The 17,609-nt window shown below is 36.0% G+C and carries 14 protein-coding genes; 1 reads left to right on the top strand and 13 read right to left on the bottom strand.

What is annotated here, in order from left to right; genetic code table 11:
* The first annotated feature begins 111 nt into the window (after window positions 1-111).
* A complete protein-coding gene (locus ACUTVW_RS09995; protein ID WP_445645647.1) occupies window positions 112-1,134 on the top strand; it encodes a hypothetical protein in 1,023 nt (340 codons plus the stop codon).
* Window positions 1,135-1,356: 222 nt separating this feature from the next.
* Here ACUTVW_RS09995 and ACUTVW_RS09990 read toward each other — a convergent pair whose 3' ends face one another.
* The 13 genes from ACUTVW_RS09990 to ACUTVW_RS09930 form a co-directional block, all read right to left on the bottom strand.
* Window positions 1,357-2,556: an MFS transporter gene (locus tag ACUTVW_RS09990; RefSeq protein WP_445645871.1), complete on the bottom strand. Its 1,200-nt coding sequence runs from the start codon at window positions 2,554-2,556 to the stop codon at window positions 1,357-1,359.
* A gap of 265 nt (window positions 2,557-2,821) precedes the next feature.
* Window positions 2,822-3,859, bottom strand: coding sequence for an ROK family protein (locus ACUTVW_RS09985; protein ID WP_445645646.1), 1,038 nt, complete (start codon window positions 3,857-3,859; stop codon window positions 2,822-2,824).
* A gap of 601 nt (window positions 3,860-4,460) precedes the next feature.
* Window positions 4,461-4,922: a helix-turn-helix transcriptional regulator gene (locus ACUTVW_RS09980; RefSeq protein WP_445645645.1), complete on the bottom strand. Its 462-nt coding sequence runs from the start codon at window positions 4,920-4,922 to the stop codon at window positions 4,461-4,463.
* Between the two features lie 250 nt (window positions 4,923-5,172).
* A complete protein-coding gene (locus tag ACUTVW_RS09975; RefSeq protein ID WP_445645644.1) occupies window positions 5,173-5,940 on the bottom strand; it encodes an ABC transporter permease in 768 nt (255 codons plus the stop codon).
* Complete coding sequence (locus tag ACUTVW_RS09970; RefSeq protein ID WP_445645643.1) at window positions 5,933-6,820, bottom strand: ABC transporter ATP-binding protein; 888 nt, start codon at window positions 6,818-6,820, stop codon at window positions 5,933-5,935. Before ACUTVW_RS09970 ends, ACUTVW_RS09975 begins: the two co-directional genes overlap by 8 nt.
* Before the next feature lie 21 nt (window positions 6,821-6,841).
* Window positions 6,842-7,696, bottom strand: a complete 855-nt coding sequence (locus ACUTVW_RS09965; RefSeq protein WP_445645642.1) for a hypothetical protein — start codon at window positions 7,694-7,696, stop codon at window positions 6,842-6,844.
* A 5-nt stretch (window positions 7,697-7,701) separates the two neighbouring features.
* Window positions 7,702-8,412 (bottom strand): SagB family peptide dehydrogenase, encoded by a 711-nt coding sequence (locus tag ACUTVW_RS09960; RefSeq protein ID WP_445645641.1) that lies wholly within the window; start codon window positions 8,410-8,412, stop codon window positions 7,702-7,704.
* A gap of 2 nt (window positions 8,413-8,414) precedes the next feature.
* On the bottom strand, window positions 8,415-9,236 hold the full coding sequence (locus ACUTVW_RS09955; protein ID WP_445645640.1) for a lantibiotic dehydratase C-terminal domain-containing protein: 822 nt from the start codon (window positions 9,234-9,236) through the stop codon (window positions 8,415-8,417).
* 18 nt (window positions 9,237-9,254) lie between these two features.
* A complete protein-coding gene (locus ACUTVW_RS09950; RefSeq protein ID WP_445645639.1) occupies window positions 9,255-10,556 on the bottom strand; it encodes a hypothetical protein in 1,302 nt (433 codons plus the stop codon).
* Between the two features lie 20 nt (window positions 10,557-10,576).
* Window positions 10,577-12,304 carry a YcaO-like family protein gene (locus ACUTVW_RS09945; RefSeq protein ID WP_445645638.1) on the bottom strand — a complete coding sequence of 576 codons (1,728 nt, stop codon included), beginning with the start codon at window positions 12,302-12,304 and terminating at the stop codon, window positions 10,577-10,579.
* Complete coding sequence (locus ACUTVW_RS09940; protein WP_445645637.1) at window positions 12,301-13,923, bottom strand: hypothetical protein; 1,623 nt, start codon at window positions 13,921-13,923, stop codon at window positions 12,301-12,303. The genes ACUTVW_RS09945 and ACUTVW_RS09940 overlap by 4 nt, the downstream gene beginning before the upstream one ends.
* Complete coding sequence (locus ACUTVW_RS09935) at window positions 13,913-16,489, bottom strand: hypothetical protein (RefSeq protein WP_445645636.1); 2,577 nt, start codon at window positions 16,487-16,489, stop codon at window positions 13,913-13,915. The genes ACUTVW_RS09940 and ACUTVW_RS09935 overlap by 11 nt, the downstream gene beginning before the upstream one ends.
* A gap of 29 nt (window positions 16,490-16,518) precedes the next feature.
* Window positions 16,519-17,565, bottom strand: coding sequence for a hypothetical protein (locus ACUTVW_RS09930; protein ID WP_445645635.1), 1,047 nt, complete (start codon window positions 17,563-17,565; stop codon window positions 16,519-16,521).
* Between the last annotated feature and the right edge of the window lie 44 nt (window positions 17,566-17,609).

Below are 17,609 nucleotides of genomic sequence, written 5' to 3'. Positions count from 1 at the left end.
TGCTTATTTAGTGTTCCTTATTGATTAATTAATCTCAAATTTCGTCATTGTTTATATACAAAAGTTGGGTAGTCAGCTCACTCATTATAATTATGGTAAAGGCGGTGTTTTATGCAGTATTCTCTTCCGATCTATCAACCCTTCATAACTGGAAGGTTACATCATTCTTTACCTCAAAGTATTATGTCTAAAAATGACAGCTATATCGCTTGGTTCTATAACAATTACATTCAGATTTCTTGCAATCGTGGGAAATATGGGAGTTCCGAATTAAACTTTTTTAGATACTTCATGTGGGAGCATCGTTATCCGTTTTTCCATATCGAACAGCTTACTCGCGATACAATCAATTTATTAAATATAAATTTTATTAATTTAATAAAAGAAACTATAACATATGGAAAATATTTCTATTTAAATATAGATGAATTCTACTTACCTCTTCAACATCATCAACAATTCCATATTGTCAGAGATGTATTAATTTTTGGATTTAATGATGACGAGAATATATTTAAAGTTCTTGGATTTGATAAAAATGGGAAATTTGGTGTGAATGATATCCCATATCATGTACTTTATGAGGCATATATGAAAACAGAGGTTGTTGACGGTTGGGAAAACTACGTTTATATCGTCAAAGAAAATAAATTTGATTATCAATTTAATTTCGAGTTAATTTTTGAGCTTTTCGAGGACTATCTTTACAGTAAAAATACTTCTAAGAAGTTTAATATGATTGAGAATGATAAAAATCTCATTTTTGGTATACATTGTATCGAATCTCTGAAGGAAGATGTTATCCAAAATGATTTCTCTTTTGTACCTATACATATTATCTGGGAACACAAAAAAATAATGGTAAATCGGATCAAATATATTTCCAGTCTTGTACCCGAGTTAGAATTAGACAAATTCGCAAAAGAATATGAAGAGTTAGAAAAATACACCAGCCTTATTCGAATGTTATGTATTAAAAAGCATTACAATAATAGTTTAATAATTAATGATAAAATAGTTGATTTATTAAACTCTATCATTACAAATGAGATGTCGATTTTACCTCGATTATTAGAGAAAATGAAATGCTTAAATATCCAAGGAAGATATGAGAATATGCTTATGGAAAAATAGTGAATTTCGTTTTAAGTCTGAATCCGTTTCTATTTCTTGAAAACTGTTCTACTATAGAGATTAAATCGTATCACTTCTTAATATTCTTACAGTTGGACTATAACATTAAATAAAAATAGCTCATGGCTAGATTCGTGTAATATGAAGGTTCCTGCATCATATTCACACAGTGGAATCTACCATGAGCTTTCTTAGCATTATTAGCACATTATAACGATTTTTCTAAATCAGTTCCTGCCTTCTTTTCAAATACACATACAGTACCACGCCAGAGGCTGCACAAATGACCGCACACAAGCCAATAAACCCATACCCTGCCTGAAGTCCGCGCAGCAAGCCGAGCTCCGTGGTTGCACCGTACATGTTTTTCACACCTTCAATGACCCAGCCAATCACATAGTTGCCGATAACACTGCCCACACCCATGAGCGTCACCGTAAACGTAATTGCCGTATCACTGCCGTTCGGATATCTACGTGCGATAAAGGCCATAACTGTTGGATAGATCATCGCAATACCTGCGCCTGAGATCGCAAAGAAGATCGCTAGACTCTCCCCACCTGCAAGCGCCACAAACGTGCAAACCGCCGAAAAAGCAGAGAACAAGATCAACGAGAGTACAAATCCAATCCGATCCGTCAACGGCCCAAGCAGCAAACGTCCCAGCGAGAACGTCAGGAAGAATGCCGACAATAGACCGGAGGCTTTAACCGTGTCCCACGTGTAAGCTTTCTCCAGGAAGTTAACCAGCCAGCCTCCAACCGCCAGTTCCGATACCACGCCAAAAGAGAGAATAAGCACCATCAGCCACAGGGCCGGATCACGTGTTAACGTCTTGAGTGAGGTTCGATCTTCATGGGCAAGATCATCCCCCGGGAATTTGCTACGCAGTGCCGCAATGATTGGCAACAGACAGAGAGACAACATTACCAGATACATGCCGCGCCAGTCCAGCAGGTGCCCAAATACCGTCAGCGACATCACGCCTGTCGCCAGCAATGGCGCCACCGTTGAACTCAGTCCATAGAAGAAATGGGACAGGTTCATCATCGTGCCTGTATTTTTCACAAAAATCCGCGCCCCGAGTATCGCCAGTGCTATCTCCAGCATCCCGTTGCCGATATACATGAAGAAGTAGGATGACGCAAAGAGCGGATACGTATGCGATACATAGATGAACACACCCGACAGAATCATCGAGGCAAACGAAATGATACTGACCGCCTTGATGCCCCATTTGCGAACCAGTATAGCCGTAAACGAGCAGGCAATCAGATATCCCAGAGCGTTCAGGGACAACAATGTGCCGAGCTGTTTCTCATCCAGGTTGAAGTCAAATTGAATACGCGGAATGGCTGGGCCTTTAATATTTTCCGAGATGCCAAATACGATAAATCCTAAAAAGATCGTTGCGAGCTGCATGGCGTAAAGCTTATTAAACTTTCGTTTGTTCCCTTGCGTATCTGCTTGCTGATTCAAAATAAGTTCCTCCATTGTGTCCAGAAAAATGGTTACACGTTGTACCTCCGATTGCAGTGCCATCTTTCGCCCGCTGTTATCCCTGTATTTTTTTGATTTTCTTTCTAACGGTGAAAATACAGTGATAAAGGCTTTCTCCAGATTGGCTCTGCCCTCTCCGCTCTCGTGTAAAAAATTTTGCTTAACTTCACTTCATAATAAGTTGTTTCTACCAGTGCTTCTCAACTACCTGAATGCGGTAGGTTAGACTTTCCAGCGTTACGGCTACCAGTCCGGTAACATACTCACGCCGGGTGTCGCGGCGAATCATCAGCTCGGGCATATGCTCCTCTGGAATGTGGTGATCCCGGCAGCCTTGGATCAGGCCGTCCCGCATGGCTAGGCCCATCGTATCACCCGTCACCACAATTGCCGCCGGGTTGATGATGGCAATGATGGAGACCAGCGTCTGTACGACGAGTTCCTGCAATCCGTCCGTCGTTTTCAACATGCGCAGCTGCTCTTCCCGTGACACGCCAAAAGGTAAGAAGGACACCTCGCCCCCAAATTGCGTATTCCCAGTGAGTGGCCGACCATCGATAATAAAACCTGCCCCCGGAAAATGGTTTTCAGGGAACGTCACCACCGCAAAGTTTTTCTCTTGCTCAAATTGCTGTTCGTTGTACAGTCCATACACCGTCAGATTCATGTCGTTGCCAATGACCACTTCGATGTCTTCGTACTGCTCTTTGAGTCTTAACCCCAGCGGCTGACCTGCTAACTCTGGTACGTCACAGATACCGATCACACCATTGTGCGCCACCCCTGGTATCCCGATTCCGATGGACTGCACATTGTGATGCTGCTCGATCAGCCCGGCAATGAGTTCCTCCACCACCGTGACATTAATCTCTTCCAAAACAAGTGTCTGTTCGTCCGCCATCTCTCCGTTCAGGTTGGCATATGTATGTGTGATCGAGTGAATACCGCCTTCCGTACGAATAATCAGACACAGCACGCTCGCATAGTCCGCATTAAACTGATATCGACTCGCGGGTCTTCCCCCGCTGGACTCATCCGGGCCGAGATCGATGATCTCTCCCGTCTGGAGCAGTTCATTTAGTATCGTTCCGCATGTCGCCACGCTGAGTTTGGTCAGGTTTGCAATGGAAGCCTTGGTGCCTACGCCCATTGACCGGAGTGTATTTTTTACAATTTCAACATTAATGCGTTTGACCTGTTGGGTGTTGTGGGATGTGGGTAACATCGTTGGTTGAGTGCCTCCTTTCGTTTGTATGTGTAAGGGTGATCGCGTATTCGAGAAAATATTGGAGGGGAGTTTTTAAAAGTATTTTAATAATTGAAGTTTAGGGGGATTGGTGTGGAAAGTCAATGCTTATTTGGAACAAAATTGAGCTAACAAAGAAAGAAGGAATAGCTTGTACGTTTCATTATATTTCACATAATTGTTACTAAATGATAAAATTTAGCTTAAGTGTCAAGGAGGTGGATTTATATGAGTTGGTTCTATTGGCCGGAATTTATCATTTTAACTATATGTCTTATCTTAGTCTTATTCGGAATCTACTATGTATTTCGTAAGGTCTCCGGTCTCTCAAAAAGAATTTCTAACTTGGAAAATAAAATGAATACAATAAAGAAAAATGATTAGTTAATACTCAGGTTTGCGATGGAAGCCTCCTCACTACCTACGCCTCTCGACATGTTTATATGGAAGAATTTAATTAACGGCACCTTAAAATCAAGGGCCCGCTATCCGGAGACCCTTGATTTTGCTTACATTGTGGGGATTGGCAGTCCATAAACTCCCTCTTAAAGTATCTCTACTTAAAAATTACAATCCAAATTCAATCGACTTCCTGTCGCGGTATAATATAAAAATAAAAAACTAAACCAATGATCACAGATGGAACTAGAGCAGTAAATATGTTCTGTCCAAACGTAATAAACACTAATTTAACCACTTCGCTTAAATTCTTATTCCACAAATCTTGATAATGTTCTTGCTCTCTCCACCCTTTAATCAATATTGTCACGGCAAAAATAACACAGTAACTAATTAATCCGTATTTCAAACTTTTTTTAAATTTATTCCCCTCATGTTTCTCCTCAATTAGCATGACCTCCAAAGATACATCAAGTAGTTCCGCGATTTTCATCATATTTTTTTTACCTGGATATCCATTTCCTAATTCCCACTTTGAGATCGACTTGTCGCTAACATCTAATAATTCTGCTAGCTCCTGTTGCGTGAGTTCTTTTTGTTGACGGTACTGCTTTAACTTCTCACTCAATATATTCTTCGTCATTTGCTCACCACCATTTTTTTGGTTTACTTCTAAGTTCAATTAAAACCAAATTTTTAGTCTATTTAAAGGAATTTTAGAAAATAGAACTCTATTTTGTTAAATTCTCTCCTCTCTTTTGGGTAATTTCAAGCATTATCGTACTCTTACACAATGCATACCTAAAATAACAGTGCCGTTGACTTCCCCAAAGTTAGGGAACCAACGGCATGTGAAAGTTATTACAGTAAAAAAATCTTTCTATTTATCCTGATTATTGATACTGAGTCTTCTCCCTTTTCTTCGCTAACACCAAGCCCATACTTATCAAAAATATTGAGACAAGCAACAAAATTAGAAATTCCTTACCATAATCCAAAATACTGTGACCGTCTGTCCATATTCCCCTCATGGCTTCCAAACCATAAATGATTGGATTAAAGGCATATACAATATTTTTTACAACTTGAGGAAACATCTCTGGTGGGAATGTTAGACCACCTAAAAAAATCTGAATATAAAATATGATTAGGGCAATGGATTGATATGTCGTGCTTTTGTCCACAATAGCTGTCAACAAGACCACAATCGAAAACTGATATAGATTAATAAGTATTATCATTAATATGACAGAAATAAGATTATCGTAGGGTACTGAAACCCCTTTGGTTGCAACAGCAAATATGATTAGTAAAAGAGTAGCAATGGTTTGAAAAACTAGCGTGGCTAAAAACATTCCAAATGATACCGTAAATGAATTCAAACCAAGCAGCTTATACTTCAACAAATTTTGCTGTTCCTTATATAGGATGAAGTATTGTCCATAAATAACAACAACGGCATTAATAATAATGATTGGAATAAAAGCCGGTATCAAATACTCCACAATGGTTTTACCTGTTTCAGGAACTTCAAGACTTGAGAGCATATTACTGAAGATAAAAAACATAACTACAGGGAGTAAGAAACCGATTATTGTACTTTTGAAGCTTCTAAGTAACAAGATGGTTTGAAATTTGGAGAATACATATAATTTACGCATCTTTCATTTCCCCCTCATCCGTCATCTTGTACCCCAGAATTTTCAAAAATGCATCTTCGAATGAAAACCGGTTGATATTGATGTCATATCCGCCTTTTTGAGAAATCTCATTATAGATATCTGATTCTAGCTTAGAATCATATTCAACAACGAACTTCCCGTTTTCGGCCAATCGATAATCAAAGGAAAATTGAGGATCTTCATTAGTATAAGCAAAACTAATTTTTTTTCTTTCTCCAAATGATCGATGAATGATTTCATCTACTGTTCCAGACAAGGCATGTTTGCCCTTCTCCAAAATAAATACTTGGTTTGCCAAAGCTTCGACTTCATCCAAAAAGTGACTTGTTAGAATAATAGTAACTCCGTTTTTGCTATTAATATCCTTTAGCAAATCCCATATTTTCCTTCTTGCCATTACATCTAAACCTGTTGTTAACTCATCGAATATGATAACTTTAGGATTATTAATCAAAGTTAACAAGATCGAAAGTTTCTGTTTTTGACCTCCAGACAGCTTATTCACATAAGCTGTACTGTGCTCTTCCAAATCGAATTGTTTCAATAGTTTTTTTATGTCGATGTCGCTTTTCAGAATATCTTTATAAAACTTACAAATATCATTAACTTTTACTCCCTCTTCAAATGCAGAAGTTTGCATCTGCAAACTTATGTTGTCATATAACTTAGAGGTGTCGAAAGCATAGCTGATTTCGCCTGAATATTTAGTCAAATCCATGAGGCATTTAATTAGTGTTGTTTTTCCTGCTCCGTTATGCCCCAAGATAGCAAATATTTCTCCTTCTTTAACATGCATATTAATATCATCCAGGACCTGGCGGTTCCCGTAAGCTTTACTCAGTGATTGAACTTTTATCAAGTTGTGCTCCTCCTCAACAGGTTAGTTCATACATGAGACACAAGAAATTCGTTTGTATAGGTTAGTCACTTTAATGTTCAATTCAGGCTGGATCAAAGTATAAAATTTCTTAATAGGCAGACCTACATCATTGTATATCCCCCTATATAAATTTCCCTTCAAGTAATAAATGATATTAACAAGAAAATTGTATATGAAAATGTTATAATACTCAGGAACTGTGCCGTTAGGCATTTCCGTTGTTTCTTCTCGACTGGCCAAATAACAGTTCATGCAAGCTGTTTTCCCAGGGATTAGAATGGGACCGATCTGTAATCTGGTCATTGAAAATAACAGGCAGATATCCTTTTCCCTTAAAGGTGTACTGTCTATCCTATTCTCATCCATGAGAAAAATGTGATTGTTATCAGACATGTGCTGGGCTTCCTTTATTGATAATGCAAACGATATGTTCTCAATTCCTTGAGAGCGCAAAAACTCCAGTAACTCATCCTGTCTCGAAGTTATCATGATTAGTTTGGTTTCATCGAACAGGGTAATATATTTTTCCGCTTCTTTTGGCTCAACTCCCCCAAGTATAGCTGTTTGTAAAACTGCTCTCATATTAATGGCTTTACTCTTTTTTTGTTTTTGATCATATAACTCAAAAATATTTTTCGTATTTTTGTACAAATGAATAACAATTTTCTCTTCAATAGATTGTAAATCGCTTACATTGGCAATGCTAAGTCCGTTGATGAGAAGTTGTATTAATAGTTCGCTATCAAAATCACGTTTCACATTTACAAAAACATGAGTATCATTTATAAAATCCGTGAAAATGATTTGTCCATCGGACACCTTCACTGTATAAAAAGGCTTAAGTACCAGATGCAATCTCCTCACCCCACAACCATGACATAATGCAAATCATACTTCTCACTAACAATTTTCTTGAAGTAATGCTCTACAAAACCTCCTATACACACAGAATTAAAGTTCATGTACTCACAAAAAAGTGATAAATTCTGAGCGATATGTCCCGTTTCCTGACAGACTAAACGATAAGAAATATCTCCATATTTCTCTTCTATCAATTGGTAGTCACTGGCAAAGAAAATTTTCATCGGGAATTTCTTCAAATCTTTATCCAACACTACTTGATTAATACTATGTGCCGAATCTAATCTGTACTCTTCCAAAGAGTGTTTATATGGATTGTATCTGTAGATATACTCATATTCAGGAGAATCAATAGAAATGAACAAGGTACACGGATAAAGCGCACCAGGAGAAGGATAACTAAATAAATTCTCATCCTGCTGTGTAATACCAGCCCCAAATTTTAATAATTTGGAGATAAAATTCAAATCTAGCTTCTCATGACTCGGAAATCTTCTTGTACGTCTACTGTACAGTAATTTCTCAAACTCTGTTTCTGGTCTGTACACAGGAAGATCGATGCCATTCTTAATTTCCCACTTCTTTTTGTTCCTTAATTTTTTCAAATTAACTGAAGAAAACTCTTCCATACTATTAGCATTTCCATGGTATAACTTTCTCAACAAACTTCTATCGCTCTCCAAATCCCACAGATATTCATCACTTATCATACTCACTCCCCTTCATTTAGTTTATGGCTAATTATTGTGGAGATTTCAAATTCAAATTCAGGATGAACACCAATTCGATTATTCGTCATATGGACATGAGAGGCAATTAAATAGAAATTATTTATTTCCCTCAAATTCGATTTCATCGTTGTTAAGTAAGCAGAATACACGCTTTTCTTTTCAAAATCGAAGTTCTGTAAAGCAGCCATCCTTTTTTCTAATATAGGCTTGTATTTTTGCATGAGATTTGATATATCTTCTTTTGAAGCATAAACCTCCCACAACTTAGAATACTGCTGATAAGCATCATCTTTATATCCTAAATATTTAAAAGAAAGGAAAATTAAATCGAGACTTGCTACTATTCTTTTCCAATAACTAAGTGAATTTATCAAACAAGAGAGTTTGCTGCTTTCTACAAATACAATCTCGGAGAGATTGATATAATCAACACCACCATATCTTTCATATTCCGGTATATATGGAAATTCGAGAACAGATCCATGTTCACACCAATAGACTTCCTTAATGTCTTCATTTTCTAACATTTCTGGTTTGTAAAAATTCGAATAATCCATTTTTTGAACTTCGTTTTCAGCTAAGAAATCTTGTATAGTTTTCTCAAATAAGAATTTCAATTCTTCGTAATCACCCTCGGTGCATTTGAATCTGAAACGAATATGTGGGCCACCCAACCAATATCTTATAAAAAAAAACGCTTTGATCCGATATTTATTATTATTAATGAAATTGGTAAATGTGTGAGAAAGGTATTTGTCTAATGCATTGAAATCGTGAATAAAACCATGCAAGGAGTACCACATGAAATTTCCACTCCCTTTCTACAAATACAATGAAAATTGTTTGACAGAAGAGTTACAGACCACTCCGATATAGTTCACTTCATACTCATCGGTAAGCTGCAAAAGTCCTTTGATATATTCATCATTGTGATTTTTCATTGGTCTGAAAGCGTATCCCAAACTCGATGCATACAAACCTGCTATCTGCATAATCTCTCCGCAGGTCAAAAGTAAGTTTCTCAAACCATATTGTTGTATATGTGAGGTTTTCGAATAAGAAATCAGTACAAATTTGTACGTCTTCAAATCAAAAAAACGATGGTCATTATACATGATTTTAGAGAAGTCTGATTCTAAACGGGCATGCTTTCCGTTTTTGTGAAAAGCAACGGTATGATGTTCATTTTTGACCAATAGGCTGTATTCAACATCGGGACAAGCTAGCACTTCCTTTGAATCATGCAGTAATTTCATTAATTCCGCAGAATCAAATCGTTCAAATTTTTCGTTCATATTAAAATTCCCGACCATACTGTGAGCCGAACTTCTATTTAACGTTTCAGCCAGAGGTAGAAAAGGGATTACAGCATTAGGAGACCTTCGTCTGCTTGATGACACCGTTTCAGCGGCATAACCGTCTAATATCAGTTTTAAATCCCCTAGAGGCGAAATCTCATTGAATTTTTTATGACTTCGCACGTCTGCTGTTCCCTTTACCGCCTGTAAGTTGGTATCCATTTTAAGCTTTTCTGACAATTCAATTTCAATCATAAAGGAAACATACATAGAAGAGGTATCTAAAGGTAATTGCTCCAAAATATACTTGGAACCAATTTGTGTGTATTCTTGATATGGAACCGCTAACGTGCCGAGCACATGCTTTATATTGTATAGAACATGCCCTGCATCCAAAGTAGATATATAAAGAGAAAAACCACTATAAAAACGTACAAGATTTAGAAGGTCGTTAAGTCCTATCATAATGAGAGTCGAGTTTGTGCCTATCGATATATTATCTGCAATCTTAATCATTACATCTTTATAAACATCATACATAAAAGCGGAATTATTGTAAATAAATAGAACAGAGCAAGAGCGCATACATCTGACTGAAGGAGAATTATTATGATCATGGTATCTGCTTAGCAGATCATATCTTCTTATTTTAAGAGTATGCTTAACAAGCTCATCTATGATTGCGTTATCCCTCATAAAAATTTCATCCACTGAATTAAAAGGAGATAAATATTGTTTGCGGAAAGGGGTCAATATCGTCAAATATTGCTCTTCCGTGTTTTTATAGCGGTCAGCACTATACTTTTTATAGTAATCTATTTCCATAACAAGAAATTACCTCTCTTTCAAGGAAACGGATGTGGAACAGGATTTAACTCATCCGTATTTCCGTCCAATTTATTGATCAAGACGGCTTGTTTAATACGCATCTTATTTATATTTTGCTGCCTATAACCGAAATAGATACTTTGCATCGTTGGTACTATTATTTTCACACAATTTAAACCGAGTCGATGTAGAGAAGGGCTTGTTAAATTAGCTTGCAAAATATCCTTATGATATAGCTTCATCGTTTCAATGATATCATGTAGTAATTGCTTCTGATTAGAATACACCCATTTGCCCGCCCGTTCTGCAAGTGACTGAGCAGCATCGGCCTTTTTAGAACTATTCAACGCAAAAGATAAGGCGTCTTTCATTTTGGGCGATGAAAAGAGCATCAGATGATCTTCCAGAAATTCGACCTGATAATAATCTTTAATCATTTCATCAATATTTTTATCTTTATATTTAACTTGCTTATAGATTAAAAATGCTTTAACCGAAGTGGTGATCTCAATTAATGCAGACTCAATAGCTTTAAACGGATCTACATTTGCTCCAGCTGAAGTATAAAATGCGAGTTTTTGTGGATTAGAAAAATCATTTAATTCAGCAAGAACCCAGTAAGTAGGCACTTCGCTTTCCAAAGTGATATCAAAAACATGAATACTGTATCCGAAATATTCCAGATAACATAACATTAATTTTATATTTAAGTTATTTACGTCTTCAAGGTTTTCGAGTTTAACAGGCGTCGATCTGGAGAACCAATGTACCATAAAGGCATCTCTCTCAATGATTTCGAATAGACCGGATAATGCTGCTTCAATCATATTCGATCCCATAGCAACACCATTTGAACTATCAGGAAGGTATCTTTCTTCCATTTTTCTCTTATAGAAACGGTGATTATTGAAGTAAATGATTTGTTCAGGCACCATAGTGTCACACTGTTGAGAAAGAGAATACACGGATCTCCATATAATAACGTCATCTGTCTTATATTTTGGAAACGGGAAATGCAATGAATTGTAATGATCCTCTGTATAATGAATAAAACGTTTCAGGGACAAAAATGACTTTTTTTGATTCGAAAGATTTTGCTCATTCACGATCCACTCAGACCTCATTGATGGGGCACCGCCCTGATGTCTCTCGAGTCCTTCCAGTATCGCAGTGTAGTATGCCTGTTTATAAGTAAACTTGCGTCCATAAGAATCATAATTTACTTTTCCTAAATATCCATCCAGTGAAATCATAGGCAAACTGTCAGATATAGATCTATAGTGGTTCTTGAACCATCCAATATCCATATGCACTAAACTACTCAAATACCTATCAATCGTTTTAATAAGCTCATCGAAGTCTTTTGCCCTATATCCATCTGTAAGAATGTCATAATCCGATACTATTTCCATTTCTCTCAATCTATCGGCACTTTCAGTCTCTCCACATTCTTCACATTGCGGATATTTAAGAAATATGCCTTTAAATAAGACTTTCGAATATAAATTATAAAGGTAATAAATTTCTCCAGAACTCTTCTTGACTTCCTCTATAATTGAATTGGTTATAGCTTCATCCATTACGTCTGGGTTTAACTTCACATGCATACATTGATCAGGCTTAATAAACTTATTGTCCAGCATTCGTTTTTTTATGCAATTCAAGCAACCGAATTGCATATCTGAGGAAGCTACGATCAAATAATGTTGTATCTGAGTGACAGCAATATTATGAGTAATCATCATAAATATGCCCCCACTGTGATTTGTCTAGCGATTAACCCACAATCCCTGTGTAATTCGCTTTCATGTATCCATGATCTTTCATTGTAACGAATATTGTACTTTTGGAATAATGCCAACGCATTTTCAATAAATGCTTGTTCTGTTTGGAAGGTCGAGGTCATAATTTCTTGAATTAACTCAGACTGATCAATATTCAAATCCACAATTTCCTTTAAAATCCCTTGATACTCTATAGTGGAATTGAAGTTTTGAAGAAGGATGTTTAGGAATAAATCATCAATTTTCGTGTAAAGGTCAGACGTTTTTCTTTCATCGGAGTATATCGCTCCACCGTTAACCTGAAGATATACAGAAAAAGAAGAAGAATATGTATATCTTTTGATGAACACTTTAAGTTCTAAATTAAGTCGGCTATTGTATACATGAGCAACTGAATCATTAGGTAAACTATCTAAAGAAAGTCCCAGTAATTGGTATGGTTCTTCAAGATGATTCAAAAGAAACATGGTCTTGTCCAAATAATATTCCTGCGTATCCGTAACAAGCCACTTATTGTTCGTTGCAATATTTAAGTGTCGCTCCATCGCCCATTTAATTGAAGCTACTGCGGTTTCCTCATAGTCAATTCCTGCAAGCACAAACGCTAATTTATTTGAATTGATTTCCTGTAGCCCAAAGGTTGAAAAACCTACTTGATATAGTTCTGAATAGTCATCTTTGTGGCCTGATATACGTAGAGGCAGTAGATTACGCATAATAAAAGATTCAAAACCATGAATAAAATCAATTTTATTTCGCTTCTGATCCGGTACTACAACTTGGATTTCCGGTATAACTTCATACCTATTGTCCCAGTCTAAATTTTGTTCAAAAAACCTCCCCTCCTCATTTAATCTAAACGAATTGAACGAAAGTCCAAAAATGGACTTCATAGTATAAATAGATATATAAAACGGAGCTATTTTGTACAATAAATATCCAGAATCCCATTTCACTCTGTCATAAGAAAGTTCCTCAATTGTTGAAACATGCTGCCTGTTGGTCACTCCGTTAATCGAAACTTCGGTTATAGTCATTTGAATCAAATTTGTTTCTGTTTCTTGATATTCCGTAACCATTGCAATGGTCCAACTATTCTCATTCTCGTGAGGCACAAAGTCATTATAGTTTGTGTATGTGCTAATTCCATTTTGACTCAAGACTTCTAACAAATCAGGGAATTTTTCTTGCACTTCATTACTTATATATACGTTTGATTTATTTACCAAGTTAATATGGTTCCATAGATCATAATCATATGGCAAATACTGCGAAAGAATCCTGAACCATCCTTTTGCCTGAATGTCTTCACCCAGTTGATTCTTATATATAAAGATTGAGCCACATTCATATAGAACTTTCATCAATTTTTTCAGTAAAATTCCATGGCTTATCGTCTTATTCAATTCATTAATCGATGTTTCCTCTTGTGAAAAAAGTAGAATGTCACAAAGTATCTGATGCTCGTTTTCCTTGAGTTTAATTTCAACTTCTTTAAATGGGCTTTTGATAAACGTCTTGTCTTCACTTCTATAAAGCATCGTATTTTGACGATTAAGCACTAAAAGCTCACTTTTCAATCCCTTCACCCTCTTTTTTGTAAATTTCAATATCATATTCTTGTGCTTTTTTTCCAGAGTTACTCAAATACTCTTCAATATAAAAATGACTAAAGAAGCCAAGCTCCTTTTTACTTAGAATCTCCTTTTCCAAAGTTGTAAGAGCAATTGGATTAGTAATATCGATATAGAGCGGTTTAAATTCTCTTAAATAAGCATCTTCAAACTGATACCCTCGTTTGGCAGCAATAAAGAAACGTTTGTTCAACTTCTTCTCAACGAATAAAATATTAATACGCCTGAAATATTCGTAGTTACTTTCCATTTCATTTCTTTCCATCTCATGAACAAAACTAGTTAAATTGATTCTCCGACGACTTAATACAGTATCTCCGTAGCTTATGCGCGGAACTTGCTCGTGTCGGATTAAATCAGAGAACTTAAACATTAAACTACCTGAAGAGAAAAGTTGTAGTAGAACAGATATATAACCCGGCATCGATGTAGGAACTAAGGAGCCCCGATAACAAATCTTAACTGTATTGTTATGCATATCAACTATGCGAAATTTTTTATTTTCCCGATCTATTTTAATTTTAAAATCCTCTATCTTTGAATATGCCTGTTTAGCTTCAGGCAAAAAACGTTTACTGCCAATTCCGCCTGTATAACACTGGTTATCTAATTTTATATTTTTAACATTACCATTAAAACCGAAGCTTTCTGAAAACTCGTAGTAGTTCTGATCTTCGTAATAATCTTTAATAAAATTCATGTATTGGTTATCGTTACTGAGATAATCGGTAAAATAATTCATAAATCGAGCCTTATATTTTTCATGCCCATCATATACCGCGTTTAGAATCGCCTTGTTTCCATTCAGCTGAACAAAAAAACTACTCGTCAAATCTGCAGATTTTAATATTCTTTCTGGAATCAGCTTAATATACTTGTCAATGAGCTGTTTTACGTCCATCTCAACTTCGCCTATTGATAATTCATCCAGTTCATTTAACTCATCAATAAACTTCAACTTCAATTGATCCAAGATGACAATCTCGTTTATTGTGCAACTGGGATCAACGTGATTTACATCTTCCCAATAGGGAATCATTTCCTTTGAAACATCAAATAATACAGAGAAAAAATCGCTGTCTATATCAGCCAGGTTATCTTGAAATTGTTCATACAACCTTGTACCCATAGCATATTGCATCCGGATGTTTACATCGAAAATAATAGAGAATACTTGTATATTTTTAAAATTCGCAGTTATTTTCTCAAAGTCAGAGCTTTCCATGTGTTGTATATCTTCAATCAAACCATCTTCGTAAAAAACGGTTTTGGCTGGAAATAAAAATCCTGTTTCCAATCCCAAATCCATCATGATTTCTTCCAAACGTTTGTAATTCAAGTGTTTTTCTTTATAAGTGGTTTGATTCGTTATCTCTTGTACAGTTTCATTGATCTGATTCAAAATGTCGTTTAACTTGGTGTACTCTTCCACTTGTAAATATTTTTTTGTTACTTTTTTAATATCAGCTAAGAATAAATCTGAACTTCCTTCATTAAATGCTACCGCAGGAACTAGCAAACCAATGCTTAAATATTTCCTCAGCAATTGACACAATTGGTTCTCAGTCAGGCTGTTAGAGAACAAACTCATACAATCTGAGAAGGTGATCTCGTTTTCCATATCTCGTTCCTCAAAGAGTTCAGCTAAAATTAAAGGGATTTTCATTTCGGCCAACTGTTCAGAAGGCATGAACAATTTATTGTTTGAAGGTAAGTCTTTCCGTGACAAAAAACTGATGACCTGTTTCCCGTTCTCAGCTCGAATAGAAAATGGCGGCATATAAAATCCTATCGTTTTCAGAAATACATCCGAATTCATTAGAAAATGGAATGTTAGTCGATATAGTAAAGTAAAATTCAACGAAACTTTGTTTGTATATTCTCTATTCGGTGGAAATTCTTCCACTACAGGCTCATTGGAAATCTCAGATCTTCCTACCCTCGTGATTGAAAGAAAAGGACTCGTCTTATAAGCAGATCTCGTTATAAATTTGTATATCGTCGTTTCAAGTTTACGCTGCTTATTCCGATGTTGACTCACTGGTGTATTCAGGTAAGAATCCAATTTATAATAAATGTCAGGGTTTATCATCAGTAATCCACTTAATACACTTTCCTGCTCTTTGAGCAACGCCACCATAGACTCTCTTAGTTTGTCTAGCTCTGTTTCATAATTGATTTTTGCTGATCTTTCCAACATCATGAATTCACGAAATTCTTCGATATATTTATGAGTAAAAATAAAGTCAACATTTAATTCTCCAGAAAGTGTATTCAACATTGGCTCTACTTTGTTAATTTTATGATTAAACACACACCGTTTCATATTCAATAGCCCTGGATGCTTGGTTGCGGAGAACAGTTTTTCAATTTCATCGACCGCTTTTAATTTAAACTGCTCCATACTCTTTTGTTTCTGAGCTATGCAGGAGAACATCGTTGCATCAAAATCTGGGAATTTCTCTTTCTCCAAACTATTTTCCCTTAGAAGCACAAATGGATTTCTACCCAAATAAGATCTTCCTCTCAAATAACAAATTTTCAATCTATTACGAAAGGTAAATTCCCGTTTTCTTCATCCTCTACTTGCTTCACTGTACAATAAGCATAAAATTGCTTTTTAACCATACTCTGTTCAAAAATAGGAAGGGATAGATAAAACAAATTAACAATATCTCTGAATACCAGCATTTGTTTTGAAAGGATAAACTCTTTGAGCTGTTCATCATGGACAATAGTACTATGAAAGTTGTTATCCAGAGGGCTAATATTCTTTACAAACATATCGTACTGATCATCCAATCCTAATTTCAAATCATCTTTGTAATTGCTCAAATCAAAATTCGTATTCATCTCTTCCGCTATTTGTAGCCATTCATTTTTCCATTCTTCCATTGTCTCATGCACATCTTCATGAATTACGATTTTACCGCCTCTCATTATATGGGACCTTCTCTTCTCGAATTCGCTTTTCATATCGGTATCATAGCCTTCTAATCTCAGGCGGGAGAAGAAGCCCTCTACATGCGAGAGAAAAGATAGGTATCCTCTCGATTTGCCTTCGCTATAAAGGGATGTCAAAAAATAAAACATACCAATAAACATATGCGTACTATGAAAGCGATCAAGATTTTCATAATTACTCAACAGTTTAATATATACTCCGTTCAGCCTTAATCGATATTTTTCAAACATCTGCTGATGATAATCCGAATTAAACACATTATTTTTTCTAGAACGAATTTCAACAACCCCATCGTTACGCATAATTACATGTTCCGAATCACTCCCCCTCAATTCCAGTTGTTTCAGCACGCGCTGATTCTTTTTATATTTTTGTTTAAGCTCTGCGATTCTTCCACTTTCCACTGGTTGATATTGTTTGTACTGTTCAACCAAATCAGTTATTTCTTGGACAGCTTTTTGTTCATCAGCAGGATCACTAAATATAATTAGCGTATTTGGCCCACCTTCCCAATCATTATCGAGATAGTATTTGTTCCTGTGATGTCGCTCGAGATAATTCTCAACTAAATAATTCATTAAAGGGATCTTGCTCTCAGCGTAGTTAAATATACTAACTGGCATATTCTCACCTCTAGTTTAAATTCAGTTAAAAGATCCATAAATCA

Source organism: Paenibacillus sp. TSA_86.1 (assembly GCF_052691815.1).
This window is presented reverse-complemented; position numbering and strand designations above follow the sequence as displayed.

What these genes read in the sequence shown, in the direction of transcription:
- ACUTVW_RS09985 (WP_445645646.1), bottom strand. Translation starts at nt 3,859, where the DNA reads ATGTTACCCACATCCCACAACACCCAACAGGTCAAACGCATTAATGTT.
- ACUTVW_RS09995 (WP_445645647.1), top strand. Translation starts at nt 112, where the DNA reads ATGCAGTATTCTCTTCCGATCTATCAACCCTTCATAACTGGAAGGTTA.
- ACUTVW_RS09930 (WP_445645635.1), bottom strand. Translation starts at nt 17,565, where the DNA reads ATGCCAGTTAGTATATTTAACTACGCTGAGAGCAAGATCCCTTTAATG.
- ACUTVW_RS09990 (WP_445645871.1), bottom strand. Translation starts at nt 2,556, where the DNA reads ATGCAGCTCGCAACGATCTTTTTAGGATTTATCGTATTTGGCATCTCG.
- ACUTVW_RS09980 (WP_445645645.1), bottom strand. Translation starts at nt 4,922, where the DNA reads ATGACGAAGAATATATTGAGTGAGAAGTTAAAGCAGTACCGTCAACAA.
- ACUTVW_RS09945 (WP_445645638.1), bottom strand. Translation starts at nt 12,304, where the DNA reads ATGATGATTACTCATAATATTGCTGTCACTCAGATACAACATTATTTG.
- ACUTVW_RS09960 (WP_445645641.1), bottom strand. Translation starts at nt 8,412, where the DNA reads ATGATAAGTGATGAATATCTGTGGGATTTGGAGAGCGATAGAAGTTTG.
- ACUTVW_RS09950 (WP_445645639.1), bottom strand. Translation starts at nt 10,556, where the DNA reads ATGGAAATAGATTACTATAAAAAGTATAGTGCTGACCGCTATAAAAAC.
- ACUTVW_RS09955 (WP_445645640.1), bottom strand. Translation starts at nt 9,236, where the DNA reads ATGTGGTACTCCTTGCATGGTTTTATTCACGATTTCAATGCATTAGAC.
- ACUTVW_RS09975 (WP_445645644.1), bottom strand. Translation starts at nt 5,940, where the DNA reads ATGCGTAAATTATATGTATTCTCCAAATTTCAAACCATCTTGTTACTT.